Source organism: Pseudomonas baetica (assembly GCF_051216495.1).
In the GTDB taxonomy this organism is placed as follows: domain Bacteria; phylum Pseudomonadota; class Gammaproteobacteria; order Pseudomonadales; family Pseudomonadaceae; genus Aquipseudomonas; species Aquipseudomonas baetica_B.
Genome location: NZ_JBPKAM010000014.1, coordinates 17,311 through 42,435, shown reverse-complemented (window position 1 = coordinate 42,435; position 25,125 = coordinate 17,311). Strand labels below are relative to the sequence as shown.

Genomic DNA, 25,125 nt, shown 5'->3' with positions numbered 1-25,125 from the left:
GATCACCTGACTCGACCGCAAGCCCCAAACAAAAAGGCCGCATGAAAACCCGTAGGTTTCCATGCGGCCTTGTAGGAGCGAGCTTGCTCGCGATGGACTTCAACGATGACGCGGGCTATCTGAATACCCGAGTTACCTTTCGTTTTTCGCGAGCATGCTCGCTCCTACAATTTCAAGCTTTCGCTGCAGGGCGCTTGTCTTCAACGGTCCACTTGCCACCGTCGTAATACGCTTTCCAGCCAGTCGGCTTACCGTCGACTTCCGTCTGCACGTATTGCTCCTTGGTCTTGCGACTGTAACGGATCACGGCTGGGAGGCCGTCCGGGTCTTTCTTCGGCGCTTCGCACAGGAAGTGGTACTTCGGATCGATCTCATCCTTGTGCGGAATGATTTCAATCACCAGCGGGGCACGGGTCTCGCGGTTTTTCGGGAACTGGCTGGCCGCCAGGAACAGGCCGGAAGCCCCGTCGCGCAGGATGTAGGTGTCGTTGACCTTTTCGCATTTCAGCTCAGGCATCTTCACCGGGTCCATCTTCGGCGGCGCTGCATCACCGCTTTTCAGCAGCTTGCGGGTGTTCTTGCAGGTCGCGTTGGTGCAACCGAAGAACTTGCCGAAACGACCAGTCTTGAGCTGCATCTCGCTGCCACATTTGTCGCACTCCAGGCTCGGACCTTCATAGCCCTTGATGCGATACACACCTTCTTCGATTTCGTAGCCATCGCAATCCGGGTTGTTACCGCAGATGTGCAACTTGCGCTTCTCGTCGAGCAGGTAAGCGTCCATCGCCGTGCTGCAAATCGGGCAACGATGCTTGCCGCGCAGCACCAGCGACTCCGACTCACCTTCGTCGTCCGCAGCGATTTCATCGCCTGGCACCAGATTCACAGTGGCTTTGCAGCGTTCTTTCGGGGGCAGGCTGTAGCCCGAGCAACCGAGGAACACGCCGGTCGACGCGGTACGAATCTGCATCGGACGGCCGCAAGTCGTGCACGGAATGTCGGTCATGACCGGCTGGTTGGCGCGCATGCCGTTGTCCGGGCTTTCGGCCACTTCGAGTTTCTTCTTGAAGTCGCCGTAGAACTCGTCGAGTACGTTCTTCCAGTCGCGTTCGCCCTGGGCCACGTCATCGAGATGCTCTTCCATACCGGCGGTGAAGCCGTAGTCCATCAGGTTGGAGAAGCTCTCGGCCAGACGCTCGGTAACGATGTCACCCATCTTTTCCGAATAGAAACGACGGTTGTGCAGCGCCACGTAGCCGCGGTCCTGGATGGTCGAAATAATCGCCGCGTAGGTCGAAGGACGACCGATGCCGCGTTTTTCCATTTCCTTTACAAGGCTGGCTTCCGAGTAGCGCGCCGGCGGCTTGGTGAAGTGCTGGGTCGGATCAAGCTTGATCAGCTTCATCGCGTCACCCTGGGCCATGTCCGGCAATACATCGTCATCGCCTGGCTTGGCGATTTGCGGCATGACACGGGTGTAACCGTCGAACTTGAGGATACGGCCCTTGGCACGCAACTCGAAATCGCCGGCACCGACGGTGACCGTGGTCGACAGGTATTGCGCCGGCAGCATCTGGCAAGCGAGGAACTGACGCCAGATCAGCTCGTACAGCCGCTCAGCATCACGCTCCATGCCCGACAGCTTGCTTGGCACGGTGTTGGCGTCGGACGGACGAATCGCTTCGTGAGCCTCTTGTGCGCCTTCCTTGCTGCTATACACGTTCGGAGTGTCCGGCAGGTACTTCTTGCCGAACTCGCCCTCAATATAAGTACGCGCCATCGCCACGGCATCGGCCGAGAGGTTGGTGGAGTCGGTACGCATATAAGTGATGTACCCGGCTTCGTACAAACGCTGGGCCATCATCATGGTTTTCTTCACACCGAAGCCCAGGCGGTTACTCGCGGCCTGCTGCAGAGTGGAAGTGATAAACGGTGCCGACGGCTTGCTGCTGGTCGGTTTGTCTTCACGCTTGACGATGCTGTAGCTGGAAGCCTTGAGCTTCTCCAGCGCAGCCATGGCCTGGGCTTCGTTCAGCGGCTTGAAGGCTTCACCCTTCTCGCGAGCGACGTCAAACCGCACAGTGGCGCCTTTGGCGGTGCCGAGGTCGGCGTGAACTTCCCAGTACTCTTCCGGGATAAACGCGCGAATTTCACGCTCACGCTCGACCACCAGCTTTACGGCTACCGACTGCACTCGGCCAGCGGACAGACCGCGAGCGATCTTGGCCCACAACAACGGCGAAACCATATAACCCACCACGCGATCGAGGAAACGACGCGCCTGCTGGGCGTTGACACGGTCTATGTCCAGCTCGCCTGGCTCGGAGAAAGCTTCCTGAATCGCCTTCTTGGTGATTTCGTTGAACACCACGCGCTTGTAGCGGCTGTCGTCACCACCGATGGCTTCGCGCAGGTGCCAGGCAATGGCTTCCCCCTCGCGATCCAAGTCGGTTGCGAGATAGATGGTGTCAGCATCCTTGGCGAGCCGGCGCAGCTCTTCGATGACCTTTTCCTTGCCCGGAAGGATCTCGTACTTGGCTTTCCAGCCATGATCGGGATCGACTCCCATGCGAGCGACCAGCTGCTTGCGCGCCTTTTCTTTCGGCGACAGTGCCGGCGCTTCACCCGCGGCGGCCTTGCCGCGCTTGGCGGCTGGCTCTTTGCTTGCGCTAGCCGAACCGCTGGTGGGCAGGTCTCGGATATGGCCGATACTCGACTTCACCACGTATTCGTTGCCCAAATACTTGTTGATGGTCTTGGCCTTAGCCGGGGATTCCACAATGACCAGCGATTTGCCCATGGATCAGAAAATTCCTGAATTCTAGAAGTGAAAGGCGGTTGGCGCCTGACGCGGCACCGCTATATATAGTGGCTACAAGGTGAGGTCAAGCGCAGGGTCTTGCGCGCACTCAGCTTATGGCTTGGTAAAAAGGCTTTCTTCGGCTTGCACCAAAGCAAAGCGTGGCACCTGTTCGCCGTCAACTTCGACCGACTCCAGGAACATGCTCAAGGGGCGCACCCAAAAGCCGTAATCGCCATACAGGGCTTGGTAAAAGACCACTTCTTCCTCTGTCTCCGAATGCCGCGCGACACTGAACACACGGTACTGCGGGCCTTTGTAATGTTGGTAGAGCCCAGGTTGTATCGGCATGCTTCGGCCCTCACTCAAATTTTTTCAAAATAAAAACAAAATAAATCCGGAAAAACAAAAACCGGGGCACTTGGCCCCGGCTTCCATCAACGAAACGCTTAAACGCGTTCGAAGACGGTGGAGATGCCTTGGCCGAGACCAATGCACATGGTGGCTACCCCGAAGGTGCCGCCATTTTGCTTCATCACATTGAGCAAAGTGCCGGAGATACGCGCACCGGAGCAACCGAACGGGTGACCCAGGGCGATCGCACCGCCGTGCAGGTTAACCTTCTCGTTCATCTTGTCGAGCACTTTCAGATCTTTCAGCACCGGCAGGGCCTGTGCGGCGAAAGCTTCGTTGAGCTCGAAGAAGTCGATATCGTTGATGCCAAGGCCCGCGCGCTTCAATGCTTTTTGTGTGGCCGGTACTGGACCATAGCCCATGATCGCCGGATCCACACCTGCCACCGCCATCGAGCGAATCACCGCCATAGGCTGGATGCCCAGGTCCTGTGCACGCTGCGCCGACATCACGATCATGCACGAAGCACCATCGGTGATCTGCGACGAAGTACCGGCAGTCACGGTACCGCCCTTCGGGTTAAACGCTGGCTTCAAGGTCGCCAGGCTTTCCAGGGTGGTTTCCGGACGAATGGTTTCGTCGTAGTCGAACAGTTTCAGGAAACCATTCTCGTCATAGCCCTGCATCGGGATGATTTCGTCTTTGAACTTGCCTTCCACGGTCGCTTTGTGAGCGAGCTGGTGGGAGCGCAGGCCGAAAGCATCCTGCTGTTCGCGAGTGATGCCGTGCATTTTACCCAGCATTTCAGCGGTCAGGCCCATCATGCCCGAGGCTTTCGCCGCGTACAGGGACATGTGCGGGTTCGGATCGACACCGTGCATCATGCTCACATGACCCATATGCTCGACGCCGCCGACGACGAAGACGTCACCGTTACCGGTCATGATCGCTTGCGCAGCCGTGTGCAGCGCACTCATGGACGAGCCACACAGACGGCTGACGGTCTGGCCGGCCGAGGTGTGCGGGATCTGGGTCATCAGCGACGCCATGCGGGCGATGTTCCAGCCTTGTTCCAGGGTCTGGTTCACACAGCCCCAGATTACGTCTTCGACTTCATTAGGGTCGACCTTGACGTTGCGCTCCAGCAATTTGCTGATCAGGTGCGCCGACATGTCTTCGGCGCGGGTGTTGCGGTGCATGCCGCCCTTGGAGCGGCCCATCGGAGTACGACCGAAGTCGACAATCACGACGTCTCTAGGATTCAAGCTCATAAGTTCACTCTCACTCTAGTTGGGGGCGCTTAACCGAAAAAGCTCTGGCCGTTTTTGGCCATTTCGCGCAGCTTCGCGGTCGGGTGGTACAGCGCGCCCAAATCAGCGTACTGGTCAGCCAGGGCAACGAACTCTGCAACACCGATCGAGTCGATGTAGCGCAGCGCACCGCCACGGAATGGAGGGAAACCAATACCGTAGACCAGGCCCATGTCGGCTTCGGCGGCGGTTTCGACAATGCCGTCTTCCAGGCAACGCACGGTTTCCAGGCACAGCGGGATCATCATCCAGTTGATGATGTCTTCGTCAGTGACTTCGCGCTGCTCAAAGACGATTGGCTTGAGCACTTCCAGTACCGACGGATCGGCGACTTTCTTCTGCTTGCCCTTCTTGTCGGTCTCGTAGGCGTAGAAGCCCTTGCCGTTCTTCTGACCCAGGCGCTTGGCTTCGTAGAGCACGTCTACAGCCGAGCGACTGTCGTCTTTCATGCGGTCCGGGAAGCCTTCAGCCATCACGTCGCGACCGTGGTGGCCAGTGTCGATACCGACCACGTCCATCAGGTATGCCGGGCCCATCGGCCAGCCGAATTTTTCCATGACCTTGTCGATGCGCACGAAGTCGACACCGGCGCTGACCAGCTTGGCGAAACCGCCGAAGTACGGGAACAGTACGCGGTTGACCAGGAAGCCCGGGCAGTCGTTGACCACGATCGGGTTCTTGCCCATTTTCTTGGCGTAGGCAACGGTGGTGGCGACCGCCAGCTCGCTGGACTTCTCGCCACGGATCACTTCCACCAGCGGCATCATGTGCACCGGGTTGAAGAAGTGCATGCCGACGAAGTTTTCCGGGTGCTTGAGGGCCTTGGCCAGCAGGCTGATGGAAATGGTCGAGGTGTTCGAGGCAAGGATGGTGCCTTCTTTGACCTGAGCTTCAACTTCAGCCAGAACGGCTTGCTTGACCTTCGGGTTCTCGACGACCGCTTCAACTACCAGGTCTACGTGACCGAAGTCTCCGTAAGACAGGGTCGGACGAATGCCGTTGAGCACTTCAGCCATTTTCGCAGCAGTCATGCGACCTTTATCAACGCGACCAACCAGCAACTTGGCGGCTTCGGCCAGCCCCTGCTCGATGCCGTGTTCGTTGATGTCTTTCATCAGGATCGGCGTCCCCTTGGAAGCCGACTGATAGGCGATGCCGCCACCCATGATGCCAGCGCCCAGTACAGCGGCCTGCTTCACGTCCTTGGCGATTTCATCGTAGGCCTTGGCCTTTTTCTTCAGTTCCTGATCGTTCAGGAACAGGCCGACCAGGCTCTGCGCGGCAGAGGTCTTGGCCAGTTTGACGAAACCGGCGGCTTCAACTTCCAGCGCCTTGTCGCGACCGAAGTTCGCGGCTTTCTGGATGGTCTTGATCGCCTCGACCGGGGCCGGGTAGTTCGGGCCCGCCTGGCCGGCCACAAAACCTTTGGCGGTTTCGAAAGCCATCATTTGTTCGATAGCGTTCAGCTTGAGCTTTTCCAGCTTCGGCTGGCGCTTGGCCTTGTAATCGAATTCGCCGGAAATGGCGCGTTTGATCAGTTCCAGCGCGGCATCCTGCAGTTTTTCAGGGGCAACCACGGCATCGACGGCACCGACTTTCAGCGCGTCTTCAGGACGGTTTTCCTTACCGGCGGCAATCCACTCGATGGCGTTGTCGGCACCGATCAGGCGCGGTAGACGTACGGTACCGCCGAAGCCCGGGTAGATGCCCAGCTTGACTTCCGGCAGACCGATCTTGGCCTTGGTGGACATGACGCGGTAGTCCGCCGCCAGGCACATTTCCAGACCGCCACCCAACGCGATGCCATTGATCGCGGCGACAGTCGGGACGTTGAGGTCTTCGAAATCGCTGAAAATCCTGTTGGCTTCGAGGTTGCCAGCAACAAGCTCTGCATCCGGCAGCTTGAAGTTGTCGACAAATTCGGTGATGTCGGCGCCGACGATGAATACGTCCTTGCCACTGCTGACGATCACACCCTTGATCGAAGCATCTGCCTTGATGGTGTCTACGGCCTGACGCAGTTCGTTCAGGGTTAGACGGTTGAACTTGTTGACGGACTCACCCTTGAGGTCGAACTTCAGTTCGACGATGCCACTTTCAAGAGCCTTAACCGTGATGGCTTTACCTTCGTAAATCATCAACTGATCTCCACGATATGGAAGCTGAACAGTACACGTCGGACGCAGGCGAAGGCTTCGCAGGGACTTCAATCGTCGATGCTACGCCTATCCACCCGGCACACCCGCCAACGCGATAGTCGGGATTCTGTAGGAGCGCCTTATAAACAAACGCTCAATTCATACGCCCGTTTGATTTGGGTACGCCACCTTCACGGAATTTCCGACAATTGTCAATCGCCCAAAATGCGGGTTGAAATGCGACTTTGCGGTCATTTCTGTAAGACGAAGGCCTGCAACACGCGGTTGCATGTATAGACATTCATAGGATCAATCATTAGAAAAGTCGCCCTAATTCACTGCAGCCTTTGTTTAACAGGCTATGCTGGCGGGACTTCAGGGAAAATTTGAACGCATTTGGCGAATGCCAAGCAATCAGCCCAAACCGAATTACCGGCCTGCCTGGCCAATCCCCGCCCGATGCTGCTGTCGGGCTTTTTATTGCCTGCAAAAAACTGTGGGAGCGAGCCTGCTCGCGATGAACCTGAGAACACCACGGAGAGTCAGGTTTTTCTCGTCATCGTTGACGACCATCGCGAGCAGGCTCGCTCCCACAGGGAAATCGGTGGTCAGGCGAGCGCCTTGAGGGTGGCATCGATGTGCTGCAACACCTCGGCTTCGCCTTTCTCACCCCAGTACAAAGCAATCATTTGCTTGTCGGCTTCGACCTTATAGACATTGCCCGGCAATTTTTCGAAATGATTGAGCAGCGTTCGATCGTCACAAACTTCCTGCCACTGGTTCACCCACAGACCCGGCGACTTTTGCCAATAACTCCAGCAGGCCGGCTGGGTGCCGCGTCGTGGCCGATGGTATTGCGCACAAGGGTTTGGTGGCTCCTGTCCGAGCCAGTGCGGCCACTCCTGAGGCGCCAATTGCATGGCCAGCCCGATACGCCGCGCCTCCATGCGCAGGGCCATTCGGCCACTCTGGTGACGGGACGGTCGCAACCATGCCAGAGGGCTGAGTACCACCAGCAGGATTGACACCACTATCCAGACCGTCATATCTGTACTCCCGATTTTGAATGAGCGCATTCGTTCACTTTGGAACCAATGCGCTTGAAACCAGCCATACTTACCAATATTGCGTTCCTCAGGAGGAGCACCTCATGCCCTACAACCACATTCTGGTCGCTGTAGATCTAACCGAAGAGTGCGACCCTGTAATCCACCGCGCTCGTGAACTATCGGTGAGCAACGGTGCGAAATTATCCCTGGTGCATATTGTCGAGCCCATGGCCATGGCCTTTGGTGGCGACGTGCCGATGGACCTGTCACAACTGCAACAACAGCAGTTCGATCAGGCCAAGGAGCGCCTCGAAAGGCTGAAGCACAAGTACGAGGAACTGCAAGGCGCCAATTGCCACCTGACCTACGGCCAGCCCCGCCAGGAAATTCACCACCTGGCCAAGGAGCAGGATTGCGACTTGATCGTCGTGGGCAGTCATGGCCGTCATGGGTTGGCATTGCTGCTGGGGTCGACCGCCAACGACGTATTACACGGCGCACCTTGTGATGTGCTGGCGGTGCGCTTGCAAAGCAAAAGCTGACAATACGCGAGCGGCGGAATGCTCGTATTGGATGCGATCTAAATGATCACCATGGATTCACTGTAGGAGCGAGCGTGCTCGCGATGGACCTGAGAACACCGCGGGGTGTCAGGTTTCAATCGTCATCGTTGACGACCATCGCGAGCATGCTCGCTCCTACAGCGGGCTTTTTTAAAGCAGGATCAATCAGGCATCCAGTTCAGCCCAGCGCTCGACCATCACATCAAGTTCGGCCTGCAACTGCGACAACTGTTCGATCACCGCTGCCGTCTCGGCAGCCGGACGCAGGTAGAATCCGGCATCCGCCATCTGCGCCTCAACAGCAGCGATCTGCTGCTCCATCGCTTCGATCTGCCCTGGCAACGCTTCCAGCTCGCGCTGCAACTTGTAGCTGAGTTTCTTCTTGGCGGCCGGTGCTTCGACGACGGCCGCGACAGGCGCAGGCTCGGCTTTGACCACAGCGGAATTCAGGTCGGCCTTGCCGGATTTGCTTTCAGTCACGCCCAGCAGGCGCGGCGAGCCGCCCTGACGCAGCCAGTCCTGATAACCGCCGACGTATTCGCGGACCTTGCCTTCGCCTTCGAAGACCAAGGTGCTGGTCACTACGTTGTCGAGGAATGCCCGGTCGTGGCTGACCATCAGCACGGTACCGCTGAATGTCAGCAAGACCTCTTCCAGCAGCTCGAGGGTTTCGACGTCGAGGTCGTTGGTCGGTTCGTCGAGGACCAGCAGGTTCGCCGGCTTGCTGAACAGCCTGGCCAGCAACAGGCGGGCACGCTCGCCACCGGACAGCGCCTTGACCGGCGTGCGGGCACGCTGCGGGCTGAACAGGAAGTCGCCCAGGTAGCTCAACACGTGGCGGCTCTGGCCGTCGATCTCGATGAAGTCGCGACCTTCGGCGACGTTGTCGATCACGGTCTTTTCCAGATCCAGCTGGTGACGCAATTGGTCGAAGTAAGCAACGTCGATCTTCGTGCCCTCTTCCACTTTGCCACTGGTCGGTTGCAAACCGCTGAGCATCAGTTTCAGCAGCGTGGTCTTGCCGGTACCGTTGGCGCCGAGCAGACCGATGCGGTCGCCGCGCTGCAGCACCATGGAGAAATCCTTGATCAGGAATGGGCCGCCTGGATGCGCAAAGCTGACGTTGTCCAGCACCATGACCTGCTTGCCTGACTTCTCGGCGGTTTCCAGCTGGATGTTGGCCTTGCCGGTGCGCTCGCGACGCTCGCTGCGCTCCACGCGCAGCGCTTTCAAGGCACGCACACGGCCTTCGTTACGGGTACGTCGGGCCTTGATGCCCTGGCGAATCCACACTTCTTCCTGGGCAAGGCGTTTGTCGAACAACGCGTTGGCGGTTTCTTCGGCAGCGAGCGCGGCTTCTTTATGCACAAGGAAACTGGCGTAGTCGCCGTTCCAGTCGATCAGGCCACCACGATCCAGCTCGAGGATGCGGGTCGCGAGGTTTTGCAGGAAGGAACGGTCGTGGGTGATGAACAGCACGGCGCCCTGGAAATCCTTCAGGGCTTCTTCGAGCCAGGCGATCGCACCGATGTCCAGGTGGTTGGTCGGCTCGTCGAGCAGCAGCAGATCCGGTTCGGACACCAGGGCCTGGGCCAGCAGGACGCGACGACGCCAGCCACCGGACAATTCGGCGAGGGTCTTGTCGGCCGGCAGCTGCAGGCGGCTGAGGGTGCTGTCGACCAGGGTTTGCAAACGCCAGCCATCGCGGGCTTCGAGGTCGTGCTGGACGTGCATCAGTTTGTCCAGGTCGGCGTCGGTGACGATGTTCTGGCTCAGGTGGTGATATTCGGCCAGCAAGGCACCGACACCGTCGAGGCCTTCGGCCACGACGTCGAACACTGTCCGCTCGTCGGCTACCGGCAATTCTTGCGGCAATTCGCCGATCTTGAGGCCGGGTGTGCGCCAAACGGAGCCGTCGTCGGGCTTCTGGTCGCCCTTGACGAGCTTCATCATGCTGGACTTGCCAGTGCCGTTGCGGCCGATGATGCACACCCGCTCTCCACGGGCGATCTGCCAGGACACCTTGTCCAACAACGGCATAGCGCCGAAAGCAAGGGACACATCGCTGAATTTGAGCAGGGTCATGAGCTTCTCCAAAAACCGGGCGCGCATTCTACCTGAATCGAGGCTTCAGAAGGCCGGCAATTTCACTGTCGAAGCACTCTGCACAACAAATGTTGCGAACTGATGCAGACAGGTCCGCAAACCTTTCACCCGCTGCTGGCAAAAGGCTAAGCTACGGATAATTCAGTGTCGGCATCGCCCGCACTTGTCATGATTTCTCTGTCCGGACGTCTCATGCGCAGTCGCCTTCTCAATCTTTTGTCCTGTTTTTTACTCTCTGCCGCTGCCGTTCAATCCGCCCAGGCGGTGGACCTGTCCACACAACGCCAATATTACGATGAGGCCAAGCGCGCCCTGGCCAAGGGTGATTCCGGCCCTTACTTCCGTTACAGCCAAGCCTTGGCCGATTATCCGCTGGAGCCCTATCTGGCGTATGACGAGCTGACCGCGCGCTTGAAAACCGCGAGCAATGCCGAAATCGAAAAATTCCTCGCCGAACACGGTGACCTGCCACAGGCCAACTGGATGAAACTGCGCTGGTTGCGCTGGCTGGCCGATCGCGGAGACTGGGCGACCTTCGTCAAGTACTACGACCCCAAGATGAACTTCACTGAACTGGACTGCCTGAATGCGCAGTATCAGATCAGCCACAACCTCAAGTCCGAAGGTTACGCCAACGCCAACAAACTCTGGCTGACCGGAAAATCCCAACCCGAGGCCTGCGACGCGCTGTTCGGCATGTGGGCCGCCGAAGGCCAGTTGACCGAGCAGAAACGCTGGGAGCGCGCCAAACTCGCGGCCCAGGCACGCAACTATCCGCTGGCCAACAGCCTGGTCAACGGTTTGACCAGCCTCGCCCCTCGCGGTCGCCTGTTGGTCGATGTGGCGCAAAAGCCCGAATTGCTCAACCAGCCGTCGCGCTTCACACCGGCCGACGAGCCGATGTCGGACATCGTCAGCCTTGGCCTGCGCCGTCTTGCCCGCCAGGACCCGGACAAGGCCATGGCACTGCTTGATGGCTATGCCAGCAGCATGCACTTCTCCCGCGACGAAAAAGTGGCCATCGCCCGGGAAATCGGCTTGACCCTCGCTCGGCGCTTCGACAGCCGCGCGCTGGACGTGATGACCAAGTACGACCCTGAATTGCGCGACAATACCGTGTCGGAATGGCGTCTGCGTTTGCTCCTGCGCCTGGCCCGCTGGGACGATGCGTATCAATTGACCCGTCGCCTTCCTCAGGACCTGGCCACCACCAACCGCTGGCGCTATTGGCAGGCCCGCAGCCTGGAACTGGCGCAACCGCAGAATCCGGAAGCGCAAAACCTCTATAAAAGCCTTGCTCGCGAGCGCGATTTCTATGGTTTCCTCGCCGCCGACCGTTCGCAGTCGCCTTACTCGTTGATCAATAAACCGCTGGTTCTGAGCCAGGCGACCATCAACAAAGTGCGCAACACCCCTGGTATACGCCGCGCCCTGGAGTTCCATGCACGAGGGCAGATCGTGGACGGCCGCCGCGAGTGGTACCACGTCAGCCGCCACTTCAGCCGTGACGAGATGGTCGCCCAGGCAAAACTGGCCTACGACCTGAAATGGTATTTCCCGGCCATCCGCACCATCAGTCAGGCACAGTATTGGGATGATCTGGATATCCGCTTCCCGATGGCCCACCGCAATACACTGGTGCGTGAGGCCAAGAATCGTGGCCTGCATTCGAGCTGGGTATTCGCCATCACCCGCCAGGAAAGCGCCTTCATGGACGACGCCCGCTCCGGTGTCGGTGCCTCAGGCCTGATGCAACTGATGCCCGCTACCGCCAAGGAAACTTCACGCAAGTTCAGCATTCCTTACGCTTCGCCGCAGCAGTTATTCGACCCGGACAAAAACATCCAGCTCGGCGCCGCGTACCTGAGCCAGGTCCACAGCCAGTTCAACGGCAACCGCGTCCTCGCCTCGGCTGCCTACAACGCCGGCCCCGGTCGCGTACGCCAGTGGCTGCGCGGTGCGGATCACTTGAGTTTTGACGTATGGGTAGAAAGCATCCCGTTCGACGAAACCCGCCAGTATGTACAGAACGTGCTGTCTTACTCGGTGATCTACGGCCAGAAACTCAATTCACCGCAACCGCTGGTGGATTGGCATGAACGGTACTTCGACGATCAATGATCGCTGTAGGAGCGAGCACGCTCGCGATGAATGTTAGAGCGCCGCTGGGTGCCAGGCATCCCGCGTCATCGTTGACGACCATCGCGAGCAGGCTCGCTCCTACAGGGGCTCCCCTGCGTTGATTAATCCATCACTGAATTGCAACGCGGCCAACCGCGCATACAGCGCATTGCTGGCAATCAGCTCCTGATGTGTCCCCACAGCCACCAGCCTCCCCTGATCCATCACCGCGATACGGTCGGCGTTTTTAACCGTCGCCAAGCGATGGGCGATGACCAGGGTGGTACGGTTTTTCATCAGGCTCGGCAGAGCCTGCTGGATCAGGTGTTCGCTCTGGGCATCGAGGGCGCTGGTGGCTTCGTCCAGCAGCAGGATGGGCGCATCCACCAGCAACGCCCGGGCGATGGCCAGGCGCTGGCGTTGCCCACCGGACAAACCGAGGCCAGCGTCCCCCAAATGGGTCTGGTAGCCGTTGGGCATGGCTTCAATAAAGTCGTGGGCGTAAGCGATTTTTGCCGCCTCCTGAACTTCAGCCAGCGTTGCCGTCGGGTTGCCATAGCGGATGTTGTCTTCGATGCTGCCGAAAAACAGCGCGGGGGTTTGCGACACCAGGGCGAAACAGCGGCGCAGGTCCAATGGATCTAGCTGTGTCAAAGGCACGCCATCGAGCAGGATACGGCCTTCAGCGGGGTCGTAGAAACGCAGCAGCAGGTCATAAACCGTCGACTTGCCAGCACCGGACGGGCCGACCAACGCCAGGGTTTCGCCAGCCCTGACCGTCAGGCTCAGACCATCGACGGCATAGCTTTCGGGGCGTGACGGGTAGGAAAAACGCACATCCTGCAACAGCAGATCGCCCCTCACCCGAGGGGGCAAGGCCACCCCATCGCGGCTCGGCGGCAGGATGATGTTTTCCGAACGCAACAGTTCAGCGATCCGCTCTGCCGCGCCTGCCGCTCGCTGCAGTTCGCCAATCACTTCACTCAAGGTGCCGAACGCACTGCCGACGATCAGGCTATAGAAGACAAACGCCGCCAGCTCACCGGCGGAGATCCGCCCGGCAATCACATCCATACCGCCGACCCAGAGCATGACACCCACGGCACCCAGCACCAGTACGATTACCAGGGTAATCAGCCAGGCTCGCTGAAAAATGCGCTTGCGCGCAGTATCGAACGCCTCTTCCACGGTCACGGCAAAACGCTGCTCATCCTGGCCCTGATGGTTATAGGCTTGCACGGTCTTGATCTGTCCCAGGGTTTCGGAGACATAGCTGCCGATATCGGCGATCCGGTCCTGGCTCAGGCGCGACAGGTTGCGCACCCGGCGACCGAAGACGAGGATCGGCGCGATCACCAGCGGCAAGGCGACTACAACTATGCTGGTGAGCTTGGGGTTGGTGATAAACAGCAGCACGATCCCGCCAATCACCATCAGCAAATTACGCAGGAACATCGACAACGAAGAACCGATCACCGATTGCAGCAGCGTGGTGTCAGCGGTCAGCCGTGACTGGATCTCGGAACTGCGATTGTTTTCGTAGAAACCCGGGTGCAGGTAAATCAGATGGTTGAACACCTGACGACGGATGTCCGCAACGCAACGCTCGCCGATCCATGACACCAGGTAAAACCGGGCAAATGTGCCCAGCGCCAGACCGAGCACCAGCAGCATGAACAGCCCGATGGACTGGTTAAGCAGGTGCGGTGACTGGGTCATGAAGCCCTGATCCACCAACAGGCGAATACCCTGCCCCATGGACAAGGTAATGCCCGCCGTGACGATCAATGCGAGCAACGCACCAAACGCATGCCAGCGATACGGCGCAATGAAACGGCTGGCCAGGCGAATCGCACGGCGGTGTCGGACAGAGAGCATTGGCATCATCCAGAGCGGAGCAATTGACAGGTTCACCCTACACCGCTCAATGGGGTGGAACTTGGTAAATCACAATGAGTCAGGTTAATTATGACCGCCAACACTAGACCCTAGACGCTATTGGTCTAAAGTCCGGGTGGCAACGTCACGGTATTTCTGGTGGACTGGTGTTGCCGCCATGAAACGATCGCAGGGAGTTGTCACAGCCTGGTCACTTGGCGGTTCTACAGTGAGCACACACCTGATGAGGAGACAGGCCATGTCCTTGCAAAACAGCAGCGATGTCACCGTTCCAGTGATCCGCCCGAAACGAGATCAGTCTCTGGGTTGCTCGATCGTCGATGAAAAGGGCCGCGAAGTACCGATCACTGAAGACATGATCCAGACCGCTTGCCGGGAACTGGAAGAGCGATTGGTCAAGCCTGCCGAACAAAAGTGATATAGCCACCGTCTTCTTGACCCGGCCCTGGTTGGCCGGGTTTTTTATATCTGTTCACATCAGATTTGTGCCGCGACCCTTCGCGAGCAGGCTCGCTCCCACAAGGGCTCGACGAAGATCCTGTGGGAGCGAGCCTGCTCGCGAAGGGGCCAACCCGGTCTCTAAACCTCCGTCGCCCCCAACGCCGCCACAATCTGCCGCAATGCAAGAGCTTCCCCGTCGATCCGGACCTGCAACCCGTCGATCTCACGCCGCGACGGGTAGTTCTTGCGCAACACATCGAACGCCGCCCGCTGCTCGGTCACACTGCCGACAAGACTGCGGCGAAAGTCCGCATCGTCACGGCGCGGGTCGTAGACCCCGCGGCACAACATCGCCAGCGCCCAGGCCGGGTCGCTTTCAGCGCTCAAGGTCACTTGCGATAACCAGGGTGCAGGCAGAAGATCCTTCAAGCTGACCGTGGCCGGTTGCCCGAGAAAATCGCAGAACGCCTGATAAATTTGCGCCGTGCCACGCTGCTTGCCATCCAGGCTATACCCGGCAATGTGCGGCGTCGCCAGTACACAAAGCTCGGCCAGCGCCACATCGACCTCCGGCTCGCCTTCCCAGACGTCCAGCACGGCTTGCAGATCCTCGCGCTCGAGCATTACATCGCGCAACGCGGCGTTATTGACCACCGGACCGCGACTGGCGTTGATCAGCCAGGTGCCGGGCTTGAGTTGGTTCAAGCGTTTTTTATCGAACAGGTGCCAGGTCGATTGCGGGCCTTTCTTGGTCAGCGGTGTGTGCAGGCTGATCACGTCGCACTGCTCGATGATCTCCTCGAGGCTGACGTAATCACCGCCCTCGTCGGCTTGCCGTGGCGGATCGCAAACCAATACCTTCCAACCCAGTCCTTGCAGGACCTTGACCAATCGACCACCCACCTCACCCGCTCCGACTACGCCGTAGGTACGCCCCGTCAGGTCGACCCCTTCGATTTCGGCCAGGGTCAGCAGGCTGCCCAGCACATAGTCGACCACGCCCCGGGCGTTGCAGCCCGGCGCACTGGACCAGGTGATACCGGCCTGCTGAAAGTAGTCCAGGTCCAGGTGATCAGTGCCGATGGTGCAAGTGCCGACAAACCGCACCTTGCTACCTTCGAGCAATGCGCGGTTGACGTTGGTCACCGATCGCACCAGCAAGACATCGGCCTGCTCGACGGTGGCTCGGTCGATGGAACGCCCCGGCACCCGGCGGATTTCGCCAAAACCTTCGAAGAACGCATCAAGCAGGGGAATATTTTCATCGGCAACAATCAGCATGGCAGGCTCCTTTGGCGGGTTGGCAGTGTAGGCGCAGAATGCATCGCTGTGTAGGAGCGTGCTTGCTCGCGATGGCGTTGAAGGCACCGCGTTGAATCAGGAAGCGTGCGTTATCGTTATCCACCATCGCGAGCAAGCTCGCTCCTACAGGGGCATGTGTAATTACAAATCCCCAACACAGTCTTTTCCTGACCGTTGCGTCAACGCGTAGAATGCGCGGCCTTGCGCATCAAAATCCTCTGGACGCTTCGCCTGTGAATTCCGTGACTGACACCACCGCCCCAACCACCGCCCCTCGCACGACACCGGTTCGCCTGGAACTCAAAGGCCTGCTGGGGCTGGCGTTGCCGATCATGATCGCGCAACTGGCCACGACCGCCATGGGCTTTGTCGATGCCGTCATGGCCGGCCGTGTCAGTCCACGGGACCTGGCTTCGGTGGCCCTGGGCAATTCGATCTGGATTCCGGTCTACCTGCTAATGTCGGGCGTTCTGCTGGCCACCACACCCAAGGTCGCCCAACGCTTCGGGGCATCGCAGCATGACGAAATCGCTCCACTGGTACGCCAGGCACTGTGGCTGGCACTGTGTGTCGGACTGATCGGCAGCAGCTTGCTACTTAGCGCCGAGCCGATTCTGCACTGGATGAAAGTCGATCCACAGTTGATTGAGCCGAGCATGGGCTACCTGCACGGTATCGCCTTCGGCCTGCCAGGCATTGCTTTCTACTATGTACTGCGCTGCTACAGCGACGGCATGGGCCGCACCCGGCCAAGCATGGTCATCGGCCTGTGCGGTTTGTTGCTGAATATCCCGCTGAACTATGCACTGATCTATGGTCATTTCGGCCTGCCTGCCCTGGGCGGCGTCGGTTGCGGCTGGGCCAGCGGCATCGTGATGTGGTTCATGGCGTTGAGCATGGCCGGCTGGACCTGCCGGGCGCCCTTCTATGCCCGCACCCGTGTGCTGGCGCGTTTCGAGCGCCCACAGTGGACGGTGATCAAACGCCTGGTGAGTATCGGCCTGCCGATTGGTATCGCTGTGTTTGCCGAGTCCAGCATCTTCGCGGTCATTGCGCTGTTGATCGGCAGCCTCGGGTCCACTGTCGTAGCTGGGCACCAGATCGCCCTGAACATCAGCTCGCTGCTGTTCATGATTCCTTATTCCCTGGGCATGGCGGTGACGGTCAGGGTCGGCCAGGCTTTGGGCGCCGGCAACCCTTGGCAGGCGCGCTTTGCGGCGAAGGTCGGGCTCGGCGCGGCCCTGGTGTTTGCCGCGTTCTCGGCCAGCCTGATCATGTTGCTGCGCGAACCTATCGCTTCGATCTACACGCCCGACAGGACCGTGATCCAGATTGCGTCGATGTTGATTGTCTACGCTGCGCTGTATCAGTTCTCCGACGCGATCCAGGTGATCTGCGCCGGCGCGCTGCGTGGCTATCAGGACACCCGGGTGACGATGATCCTGACGCTGTTCGCCTACTGGGGCATCGGTCTGCCGGTGGGCTATGTGCTGGGGCTGACGGATTGGTTCGGTCCGGCCAGCGGCCCGAGCGGGCTGTGGGAAGGTTTGATCGCGGGCCTGAGTTGTGCGGCGCTGATGCTGTCGATTCGACTGACGCGCAGTGCGCGCAAACGGATTCGCAGCAGCCAATCCGCAGCCTGAGCTTCAGACGGGACAAAAAACTGTGGGAGCGAGCCCGCTCGCGAAGAGACCAGGTCAGACACCATCGATGTTGATTGACAGATCGCCTTCGCGAGCAGGCTCGCTCCCACAAGGTTTGCGTTGCCGTTAACCGGACTTCTTGCGAATCCAGTACAGGTAGGTGCCGGCTTCTTCGTGCTGTGCTACCAGTTCGTGGTCAAGGAATACGCAGAACTTGGGGATGTCGCGACGGGTCGACGGGTCGGTGGCGATCACCTTGAGCAGGCCGCCGGGCACCAGGTCACGGATGTGCTGGTGCAGCATCATCACGGGCTCGGGGCAGTTGAGGCCGGTGGCGTCGAGGGTGCCGTCAACCGGCGTATCAAGCATTTCACTCATGATCTACTCCTGAAACTAGCCGGCATTGTCGCGCATTGCCGGGTGTTCGGTCATCTGTGGCATTTGTGGGAGCGAGCCTGCTCGCGAATACGGAGTGTCATGCAACGTTGTATTGACTGACCGGACGCTTTCGCGAGCAGGCTCGCTCCCACAGTGAATTCGCTGTGTGTCAGCGGGACTTTGGTTTCTTAACATCCAACCGACGCAAATGGCAGGTCACTTCTTCACGGTCGTGATACAGCTGCTTGCAGCCGATCTCGACCTTGATGCCCCGTGCCTTGAAGCCCTCGGCGATGCGTTCCAGCAGGCGTTTCACTTCGGCATAACGCTGCTTCATCGGCAACTTGAGGTTGACCACCGCTTCACGGCAATGCCCTTCGCCAATCCACTCTTCCAGCATCGCGGCGTTGCGTGCCGGTTTCTCGACGATGTCGCACACCATCCAGTCCACCGGCTGCTTGGGCTTGAAGGTAAAACCGTCGGCCATCAAGTGTTGCACCAGCCCCGTGTCCATCAGGCTTTCGGCCATCGGGCCGTTGTCGATGGCGGTGACCAGCATGCCGCGATTGACCAGTTGCCAGGTCCAGCCACCGGGCGCGGCCCCGAGGTCGACGCCCGTCATGTCGCTGTGCAGGCGCTCATCCCACTGATCGCGCGGGATAAAGTGATGCCAGGCCTCTTCCAGCTTCAAGGTCGAACGGCTCGGAGCCTCGCGAGGGAATTTCAAACGCGGAATGCCCATCGGCCACATCGCCGAGTTGTTCGATTCCGCCAGTCCTACGAACACTTCACGACCGCTCTTGAAGGTCAGCAGCAGACGCGGCTTGCTCGCGTCGTCCACCAGTTTGCCGGCACCGGTCAACGCCTTGCGCAATGGGCCTTCGAATTTCTTGCAGAAGTTCGACAGTTCCTTGCCATCGTTGGTATCGACCACTTCCAGCCACAGGCTGCCACAGGTCGGAAAATCCGTCAGGTGCGCAAGGATCACACTGATGCGGTCGGTTTCCGGCAGATCGATAAACATCCCCCGGGCCCACTGGCGCGGGAAGATCAACTGTTCGAAACGCTGACCGCGCATCAAGCGTTCGGCGCCGTCTTCTTCAGTGCAGACGAACTCGGCACAGGCGCTGGCAGGTTTGGCCTTGGCATAACCCGCCACATTCAGCCGTGCGGCGATGTCGGCAATCTCGGAACAGACTTCACCTTCGAAGCCTGGCCGGCAATGCATAAAAAGGGTGTTCATTCTTACTCCTGGGCAGATGGCGAAAAATTCAACCACTGCGCGATGCCCTGGCTTGCGCTGGAGCAAAGCCTGTCACGAAAACCGGCGCATGATAGCCGACTTCGGAACCCCGGGCTCGGCCATAGAGTCCAGTTATTAGCCAGCTACTTAAAACAGGGCTAGGTTTAATGCTCTGCCCGTCCCCTCAGTCCGTAGCCGTGCGGACCCAAAGGAGTGATCGTAATGCCGTCTCTCGATAGCTTGAACACCCTTAAAACCCTGCAAGTCGACGACAAGACCTACCACTATTTCAGCCTGCCGGACGCCGCCAAAAGCCTGGGCGATCTGGACAAGCTACCGATGTCGCTGAAAGTGCTGCTGGAGAACCTGCTGCGCTGGGAAGACGCAAAAACCGTCACCGGCGCCGACCTCAAGGCGATTGCCGCCTGGCTCAAGGAGCGCCGCTCCGATCGTGAAATCCAGTACCGCCCGGCGCGGGTGCTGATGCAGGACTTCACCGGCGTACCCGCGGTGGTCGACCTGGCCGCCATGCGCGCGGCGATGGCCAAGGCTGGCGGCAATCCACAGCGAATCAACCCGCTGTCGCCGGTGGACCTGGTGATCGACCACTCGGTGATGGTCGACAAATTCGCCACCAGCAGCGCCTTCGAGCAGAACGTCGATATCGAAATGCAGCGCAATGGCGAGCGGTACGCATTCCTGCGCTGGGGCCAGAGAGCCTTCGACAACTTCAGCGTGGTGCCGCCGGGCACCGGGATCTGCCATCAGGTGAACCTGGAATACCTGGGCCGCACGGTCTGGACCAAGGACGAAGACGGCCGTACCTATGCCTTCCCGGACACACTGGTCGGCACTGACTCCCACACCACCATGATCAACGGCCTGGGCGTGCTCGGCTGGGGCGTCGGCGGCATCGAGGCGGAAGCGGCGATGCTCGGCCAACCGGTGTCGATGCTGATTCCGGAAGTGATCGGCTACAAACTCACCGGCAAGCTCAAGGAAGGCATCACCGCCACCGACCTGGTGCTGACCGTCACCCAGATGCTGCGCAAAAAAGGCGTGGTCGGTAAATTCGTCGAGTTCTATGGCGACGGCCTCGCCGATCTGCCGCTGGCGGACCGTGCGACCATCGCCAACATGGCCCCGGAGTATGGCGCCACCTGCGGTTTCTTCCCGGTGGACGACGTGACGCTGGACTACCTGCGCCTGTCCGGTCGCCCTATCGAAACCGTGAAACTGGTCGAGGCTTACAGCAAGGCGCAAGGCCTGTGGCGCCTGCCGGGCAAGGAGCCGGTATTCACCGACAGCCTGGCGCTGGACATGGCCAGCGTCGAGGCCAGCCTCGCCGGCCCCAAGCGCCCGCAAGACCGCGTATCGCTGCCGAATGTCGCGCAAGCGTTCAGCGACTTCATCGGCCTGCAAATCAAACCGACCAGCAAGGAAGAAGGTCGCCTGGAAAGCGAGGGTGGCGGCGGAGTTGCAGTGGGCAACGCCGATCTGGCGGGCGAAGTGGACTATGACTTTGAAGGGCAAACGGTTCGCCTGAAAAACGGCGCGGTGGTGATTGCCGCGATCACGTCCTGCACCAACACCTCCAACCCGAGCGTCATGATGGCCGCCGGCCTTGTGGCGAAGAAAGCCGTGGAAAAGGGCCTTCGACGCAAACCCTGGGTGAAAAGCTCGCTGGCCCCAGGCTCGAAAGTGGTCACCGACTACTATAAGGCGGCCGGGCTGACGCAATACCTGGATGAACTGGGTTTTGCCCTGGTCGGTTATGGCTGCACCACTTGCATCGGCAACTCCGGGCCTTTGCCGGAACCGATCGAGAAAGCCATCCAGAAAGCCGACCTGACCGTGGCTTCGGTGTTGTCGGGCAACCGCAACTTCGAAGGTCGCGTCCATCCACTGGTGAAAACCAACTGGCTGGCCTCGCCGCCGCTAGTGGTCGCTTATGCGCTGGCCGGCACCGTGCGCATAGACCTCAGCCGCGAACCTTTGGGCGAGGACAAACACGGCAAGCTGGTCTACCTGCGCGACATCTGGCCGAGCAGCCAGGAAATCGCCGACGCTGTGGAGCGGGTCAATACCTCCATGTTCCACAAGGAGTACGCCGAGGTGTTCGCCGGTGACGCCCAGTGGCAGGCCATCGAAGTGCCGCAAGCGGCCACCTATGTCTGGCAGGACGATTCGACCTACATCCAGCATCCGCCATTTTTCGACGACATCGGCGGGCCACCGCCAGTAGTCAAAGACGTGAACGGTGCCCGTGTCCTGGCGTTGCTCGGTGATTCGGTCACCACCGACCACATCTCCCCCGCCGGCAACATCAAGGCCGACAGCCCAGCCGGCCGTTACCTGCGTGAAAAAGGCGTGGAGCCTCGGGACTTCAACTCCTACGGTTCGCGACGCGGCAACCACGAAGTGATGATGCGCGGCACCTTCGCCAACATCCGCATTCGCAATGAAATGCTGGGCGGCGAAGAAGGCGGCAACACACTCTACATACCGACCGGGGAAAAGCTGGCGATCTACGACGCAGCCATGCGTTACCAGGCCGCGGGCATACCGCTGGTGGTGATCGCAGGGCAGGAATATGGCACTGGATCGAGCCGCGACTGGGCGGCCAAAGGCACCAATTTGCTGGGCGTCAAAGCGGTCATCGCCGAAAGCTTCGAACGGATTCACCGCTCCAACCTGGTGGGCATGGGCGTGCTGCCGCTGCAGTTCAAACTCGATCAGAATCGCAAGAGCCTGAATCTCAAAGGCACCGAAACCCTGGACATCCTCGGTCTGACTGGCATCGAACTAACGCCGCGGATGAACCTGACCCTGAACATCACCCGTGAAAACGGCACCCGCGAGAAAGTCGAAGTGCTGTGCCGGATCGATACGCTCAACGAAGTGGAATACTTCAAGTCGGGCGGGATTTTGCATTATGTGTTGCGGCAGTTGATTGCTTCGTAATTTACCGCAGGCAAAGACACCGCCTTCGGGCGGTGTCTTTTTGTGGGAGCGAGCCTGCTCGCGAAGGGGGCGCCCCATTCAAAATCATTGTTGACTGATATAACGCAATCGCGAGCAGGCTCGCTCCCACAATGGGACGGACACATCACAATTCGATACAACCTCCTGCACTTTGAGCTGTTCACCTATCCGATGCTTGCCGGCTGACGCAAGGGGCATTTTGCGACGCATCGCTGATTATCGAAAAATAACCTCAACAAATCGCAACCCTTGCCGATACAGCACTTGAAAGCCTTGCGGATTAAAAAAGCCATGCGTAATAACCAGCCAATTACACAACGTGAACGGACCTTTCCGGCTCAGCAACGGTTGATTTCCACCACCGATGCCAAGGGCGTGATCACCTACTGCAACGACGCCTTCGTCGAGATCAGCGGGTTCTCTCGTGAGGAACTGATCCGTGCGCCGCACAACCTGGTGCGTCACCCAGATGTGCCAGCCGCGGTGTTCGCGCACATGTGGGGCACACTGAAACAAGGCTTGCCATGGATGGGCATTGTCAAGAATCGCTGCAAGACCGGTGACCACTACTGGGTCAACGCCTATGTGACGCCGGTCTTCGAAGGCAATCAGGTGATCGGTTACGAGTCGGTGCGGGTCAAACCCACCGCCGAACAGATCAGCCGCGCCGAAGCGCTCTACCAACGCATCAATCAGGGCAAGTCGGCCATTCCGGGCACCGATAAATGGCTACCGGTCCTGCAGGACTGGCTGCCGTTCATTCTGGTCAGCCAGTTGAGCTTCATGATCGGTGCCTCGCTCAACTCCCATTGGGGGTTCGCCCTGGCCGCCGGTCTCTCGGTGCCGCTGGGTCTGATGGGGCTGAGCTGGCAACAACGCGGGATCAAGCGTTTGTTGCGCCTGGCCGAACAGACCACCTCCGATCCGCTGATCGCGCAGATGTACACCGACAGTCGCGGTGTCCAGGCGCGCCTGGAAATGTCGATCCTCAGCCAGGATGCTCGCCTGAAAACCTGCCTGACCCGTCTGCAGGACACCGCCGAGCATCTGACCGACCAGGCGAAGCAATCCGACGCTCTGGCGCATAACAGTTCCTCCGGTCTAGAGCGTCAGCGCGTCGAAACCGAGCAGGTGGCCACGGCAGTCAACCAGATGGCCGCCACCACTCAGGAAGTGGCCAGCCATGTGCAGCGCACCGCCGATGCGACTCAAGAGGCCAATCGCCTGACCGGCCGCGGTCGTGACATTGCCGGGGAAACCCGTGAAGCCATTCAGCGTCTGTCGGTGGCGGTCGGTGAAACCGGTATGACCGTGACTCAACTGGCCAAGGACAGCGACGAAATCGGCGGCGTGGTCGATGTGATCAAGGGCATTGCCGACCAGACCAACCTGCTGGCGCTCAACGCCGCCATCGAAGCGGCGCGCGCCGGTGAAATGGGTCGTGGCTTTGCGGTGGTGGCGGATGAGGTTCGGCAACTGGCGCAACGCACCAGCGAATCCACCGGGCAGATTCACGCCCTGATCGCCAAGCTGCAGCAAACCGCCAGCACCGCCGTACAGACCATGGAAGCCGGGCATCGCCAGGCCGAAGAAGGCGTGGCACGGGTACTGGAAGCGGATCAGGCACTGGTGGGTATCAGCGAAGCGGTAGCCAACATTACTGACATGACCACCCAGATCGCCGCCGCGACCGAAGAGCAAAGCGCCGTGGCCGAAGAAATCAGCCGCAATATCAGCAACATTTCCGAACTGGCCGACCAGACCTCGGAACAGGCGCAGAACTCGGCGCTGTTGAGTGAAGAGCTGACCAAAACCGCGAATACCCAGTATTCGTTGGTGGAGCGATTCAATCGCTGATTGATGCTGGAATAACAAAACCTGGACGGTGGAAGCCTCCGGGTTTTTTATTGCCATTTTGAAAGTGATGTCGCCTGAAAAGCCGCCTTCGCGAGCAGGCTCGCTCCCACAAAGGATCTGCAGCGGGCATAGATTTCATGTCCGAAAAAAATCAACTGTGGGAGCGAGCCTGCTCGCGAAAAGGCCTTGAAAGGCACCGCAAATCTCACTGGAGAAATGCCGCAACCTTCTGCGCCGCAGCCGCGAGATGCTGCTCATGACTAAACCCGGAAGCCTTCAACGGCTTCAGATCATGATCCCCCGCCTCCAGCCAAAACACCTGAATGCTCGGCGATAGCGAATACCCCTCAACCGCCTCACGACTGCCCAACGCATCCCGCGCCCCCTGCACGATCAACGTCCGCGTCTTCAACCCAGCCAAATGCTCGACCCGAGGTTTCTCCGGCTTGCCCACCGCATAAAACGGATACCCCAGACACACCAACGCATCCGCCCCCAGTTCATCCGCCAGCAAACTCGCCATCCGCCCGCCCATGGACTTGCCGCCGATGGCCAACGCCCCAGTGACATGGCGCCGCACCTCGGCATACACCTCACGCCAGCATTCGAGGAGTCTGGGTGCTGGATTGGGTGGACGCTTGCCGCCATCGACACGACGTTGCGCCATGTACGGAAACTCGAAACGCAGCACGTTGACGCCAAGCGCCGCGAGGCGTGCGGCCATGTCGTTCATCCAGTCGCTGTCCATCGGCGCACCGGCGCCATGGGCGAGGATCAGTGTCGCCGACGCTGGCGCCACAGCGGCATTCCACAGCCATCCATGATCCTGCACGCACTGCGCCCATTGATCCCCGTCAATACCGGCCTTGTGCCGTTTGTCCATGCTTGCCTCGCTTTTAGTCTGCCTATAACTCCAGCCCGAGGATGTGCCGTTGG

Annotated in this window: 17 protein-coding genes; 6 read left to right on the top strand and 11 right to left on the bottom strand. The window is 59.5% G+C overall.

Features of this window, described 5'->3' with window-relative positions:
* Positions 1 to 172 precede the first annotated feature (172 nt).
* The 5 genes from topA to ACSFE6_RS07790 form a co-directional block, all read right to left on the bottom strand.
* Positions 173 to 2,800, bottom strand: a complete 2,628-nt coding sequence (gene topA / locus ACSFE6_RS07810; RefSeq protein WP_435427061.1) for a type I DNA topoisomerase — start codon at positions 2,798 to 2,800, stop codon at positions 173 to 175.
* Positions 2,801 to 2,914: 114 nt separating this feature from the next.
* Positions 2,915 to 3,151: a DUF1653 domain-containing protein gene (locus tag ACSFE6_RS07805; RefSeq protein ID WP_007986363.1), complete on the bottom strand. Its 237-nt coding sequence runs from the start codon at positions 3,149 to 3,151 to the stop codon at positions 2,915 to 2,917.
* Positions 3,152 to 3,249: 98 nt separating this feature from the next.
* Positions 3,250 to 4,425: an acetyl-CoA C-acyltransferase FadA gene (fadA, locus tag ACSFE6_RS07800; RefSeq protein ID WP_435427060.1), complete on the bottom strand. Its 1,176-nt coding sequence runs from the start codon at positions 4,423 to 4,425 to the stop codon at positions 3,250 to 3,252.
* 29 nt (positions 4,426 to 4,454) lie between these two features.
* On the bottom strand, positions 4,455 to 6,602 hold the full coding sequence (gene fadB / locus ACSFE6_RS07795; RefSeq protein WP_435427059.1) for a fatty acid oxidation complex subunit alpha FadB: 2,148 nt from the start codon (positions 6,600 to 6,602) through the stop codon (positions 4,455 to 4,457).
* A gap of 608 nt (positions 6,603 to 7,210) precedes the next feature.
* On the bottom strand, positions 7,211 to 7,648 hold the full coding sequence (locus ACSFE6_RS07790) for a hypothetical protein (protein ID WP_435427058.1): 438 nt from the start codon (positions 7,646 to 7,648) through the stop codon (positions 7,211 to 7,213).
* Positions 7,649 to 7,752: 104 nt separating this feature from the next.
* Here ACSFE6_RS07790 and ACSFE6_RS07785 point away from each other — a divergent pair, with 104 nt between their 5' ends.
* A complete protein-coding gene (locus tag ACSFE6_RS07785) occupies positions 7,753 to 8,193 on the top strand; it encodes a universal stress protein (protein ID WP_435427057.1) in 441 nt (146 codons plus the stop codon).
* Positions 8,194 to 8,379: 186 nt separating this feature from the next.
* Here the strand turns inward: ACSFE6_RS07785 and ACSFE6_RS07780 are convergent, their stop codons facing one another.
* Positions 8,380 to 10,299, bottom strand: a complete 1,920-nt coding sequence (locus ACSFE6_RS07780; RefSeq protein ID WP_435427056.1) for an ATP-binding cassette domain-containing protein — start codon at positions 10,297 to 10,299, stop codon at positions 8,380 to 8,382.
* Between the two features lie 213 nt (positions 10,300 to 10,512).
* Here ACSFE6_RS07780 and ACSFE6_RS07775 point away from each other — a divergent pair, with 213 nt between their 5' ends.
* The gene (locus ACSFE6_RS07775; RefSeq protein ID WP_435427055.1) at positions 10,513 to 12,441 is read left to right on the top strand and encodes a transglycosylase SLT domain-containing protein; all 1,929 of its coding nucleotides are present in this window, start codon (positions 10,513 to 10,515) and stop codon (positions 12,439 to 12,441) included.
* Positions 12,442 to 12,540: 99 nt separating this feature from the next.
* Here ACSFE6_RS07775 and ACSFE6_RS07770 read toward each other — a convergent pair whose 3' ends face one another.
* On the bottom strand, positions 12,541 to 14,328 hold the full coding sequence (locus ACSFE6_RS07770; RefSeq protein WP_435427098.1) for an ABC transporter transmembrane domain-containing protein: 1,788 nt from the start codon (positions 14,326 to 14,328) through the stop codon (positions 12,541 to 12,543).
* Positions 14,329 to 14,578: 250 nt separating this feature from the next.
* Here ACSFE6_RS07770 and ACSFE6_RS07765 point away from each other — a divergent pair, with 250 nt between their 5' ends.
* Entirely contained in the window at positions 14,579 to 14,758 is a 180-nt protein-coding gene (locus ACSFE6_RS07765; protein ID WP_435427054.1) for a PA1571 family protein, read from the top strand.
* Between the two features lie 161 nt (positions 14,759 to 14,919).
* Here the strand turns inward: ACSFE6_RS07765 and pdxB are convergent, their stop codons facing one another.
* Positions 14,920 to 16,062: a 4-phosphoerythronate dehydrogenase PdxB gene (pdxB, locus tag ACSFE6_RS07760; RefSeq protein WP_435427053.1), complete on the bottom strand. Its 1,143-nt coding sequence runs from the start codon at positions 16,060 to 16,062 to the stop codon at positions 14,920 to 14,922.
* Between the two features lie 254 nt (positions 16,063 to 16,316).
* On the opposite strand from pdxB, the gene ACSFE6_RS07755 reads away from it, so the two are divergent.
* A complete protein-coding gene (locus ACSFE6_RS07755) occupies positions 16,317 to 17,726 on the top strand; it encodes an MATE family efflux transporter (RefSeq protein ID WP_435427052.1) in 1,410 nt (469 codons plus the stop codon).
* 126 nt (positions 17,727 to 17,852) lie between these two features.
* On the opposite strand, the gene tusA is transcribed toward ACSFE6_RS07755, so the two are convergent.
* Positions 17,853 to 18,104, bottom strand: coding sequence for a sulfurtransferase TusA (gene tusA, locus ACSFE6_RS07750; protein WP_007987255.1), 252 nt, complete (start codon positions 18,102 to 18,104; stop codon positions 17,853 to 17,855).
* A 169-nt stretch (positions 18,105 to 18,273) separates the two neighbouring features.
* The gene (gene rlmM, locus ACSFE6_RS07745; RefSeq protein ID WP_435427051.1) at positions 18,274 to 19,347 is read right to left on the bottom strand and encodes a 23S rRNA (cytidine(2498)-2'-O)-methyltransferase RlmM; all 1,074 of its coding nucleotides are present in this window, start codon (positions 19,345 to 19,347) and stop codon (positions 18,274 to 18,276) included.
* A 222-nt stretch (positions 19,348 to 19,569) separates the two neighbouring features.
* Here rlmM and acnA point away from each other — a divergent pair, with 222 nt between their 5' ends.
* Both acnA and ACSFE6_RS07735 read left to right on the top strand, forming a co-directional pair.
* Positions 19,570 to 22,311 (top strand): aconitate hydratase AcnA, encoded by a 2,742-nt coding sequence (gene acnA / locus ACSFE6_RS07740; RefSeq protein ID WP_435427050.1) that lies wholly within the window; start codon positions 19,570 to 19,572, stop codon positions 22,309 to 22,311.
* Positions 22,312 to 22,623: 312 nt separating this feature from the next.
* Entirely contained in the window at positions 22,624 to 24,189 is a 1,566-nt protein-coding gene (locus tag ACSFE6_RS07735) for a methyl-accepting chemotaxis protein (RefSeq protein WP_435427049.1), read from the top strand.
* A gap of 205 nt (positions 24,190 to 24,394) precedes the next feature.
* Here the strand turns inward: ACSFE6_RS07735 and ACSFE6_RS07730 are convergent, their stop codons facing one another.
* Positions 24,395 to 25,072, bottom strand: a complete 678-nt coding sequence (locus tag ACSFE6_RS07730; protein ID WP_435427048.1) for an alpha/beta family hydrolase — start codon at positions 25,070 to 25,072, stop codon at positions 24,395 to 24,397.
* Positions 25,073 to 25,125 lie beyond the last annotated feature (53 nt).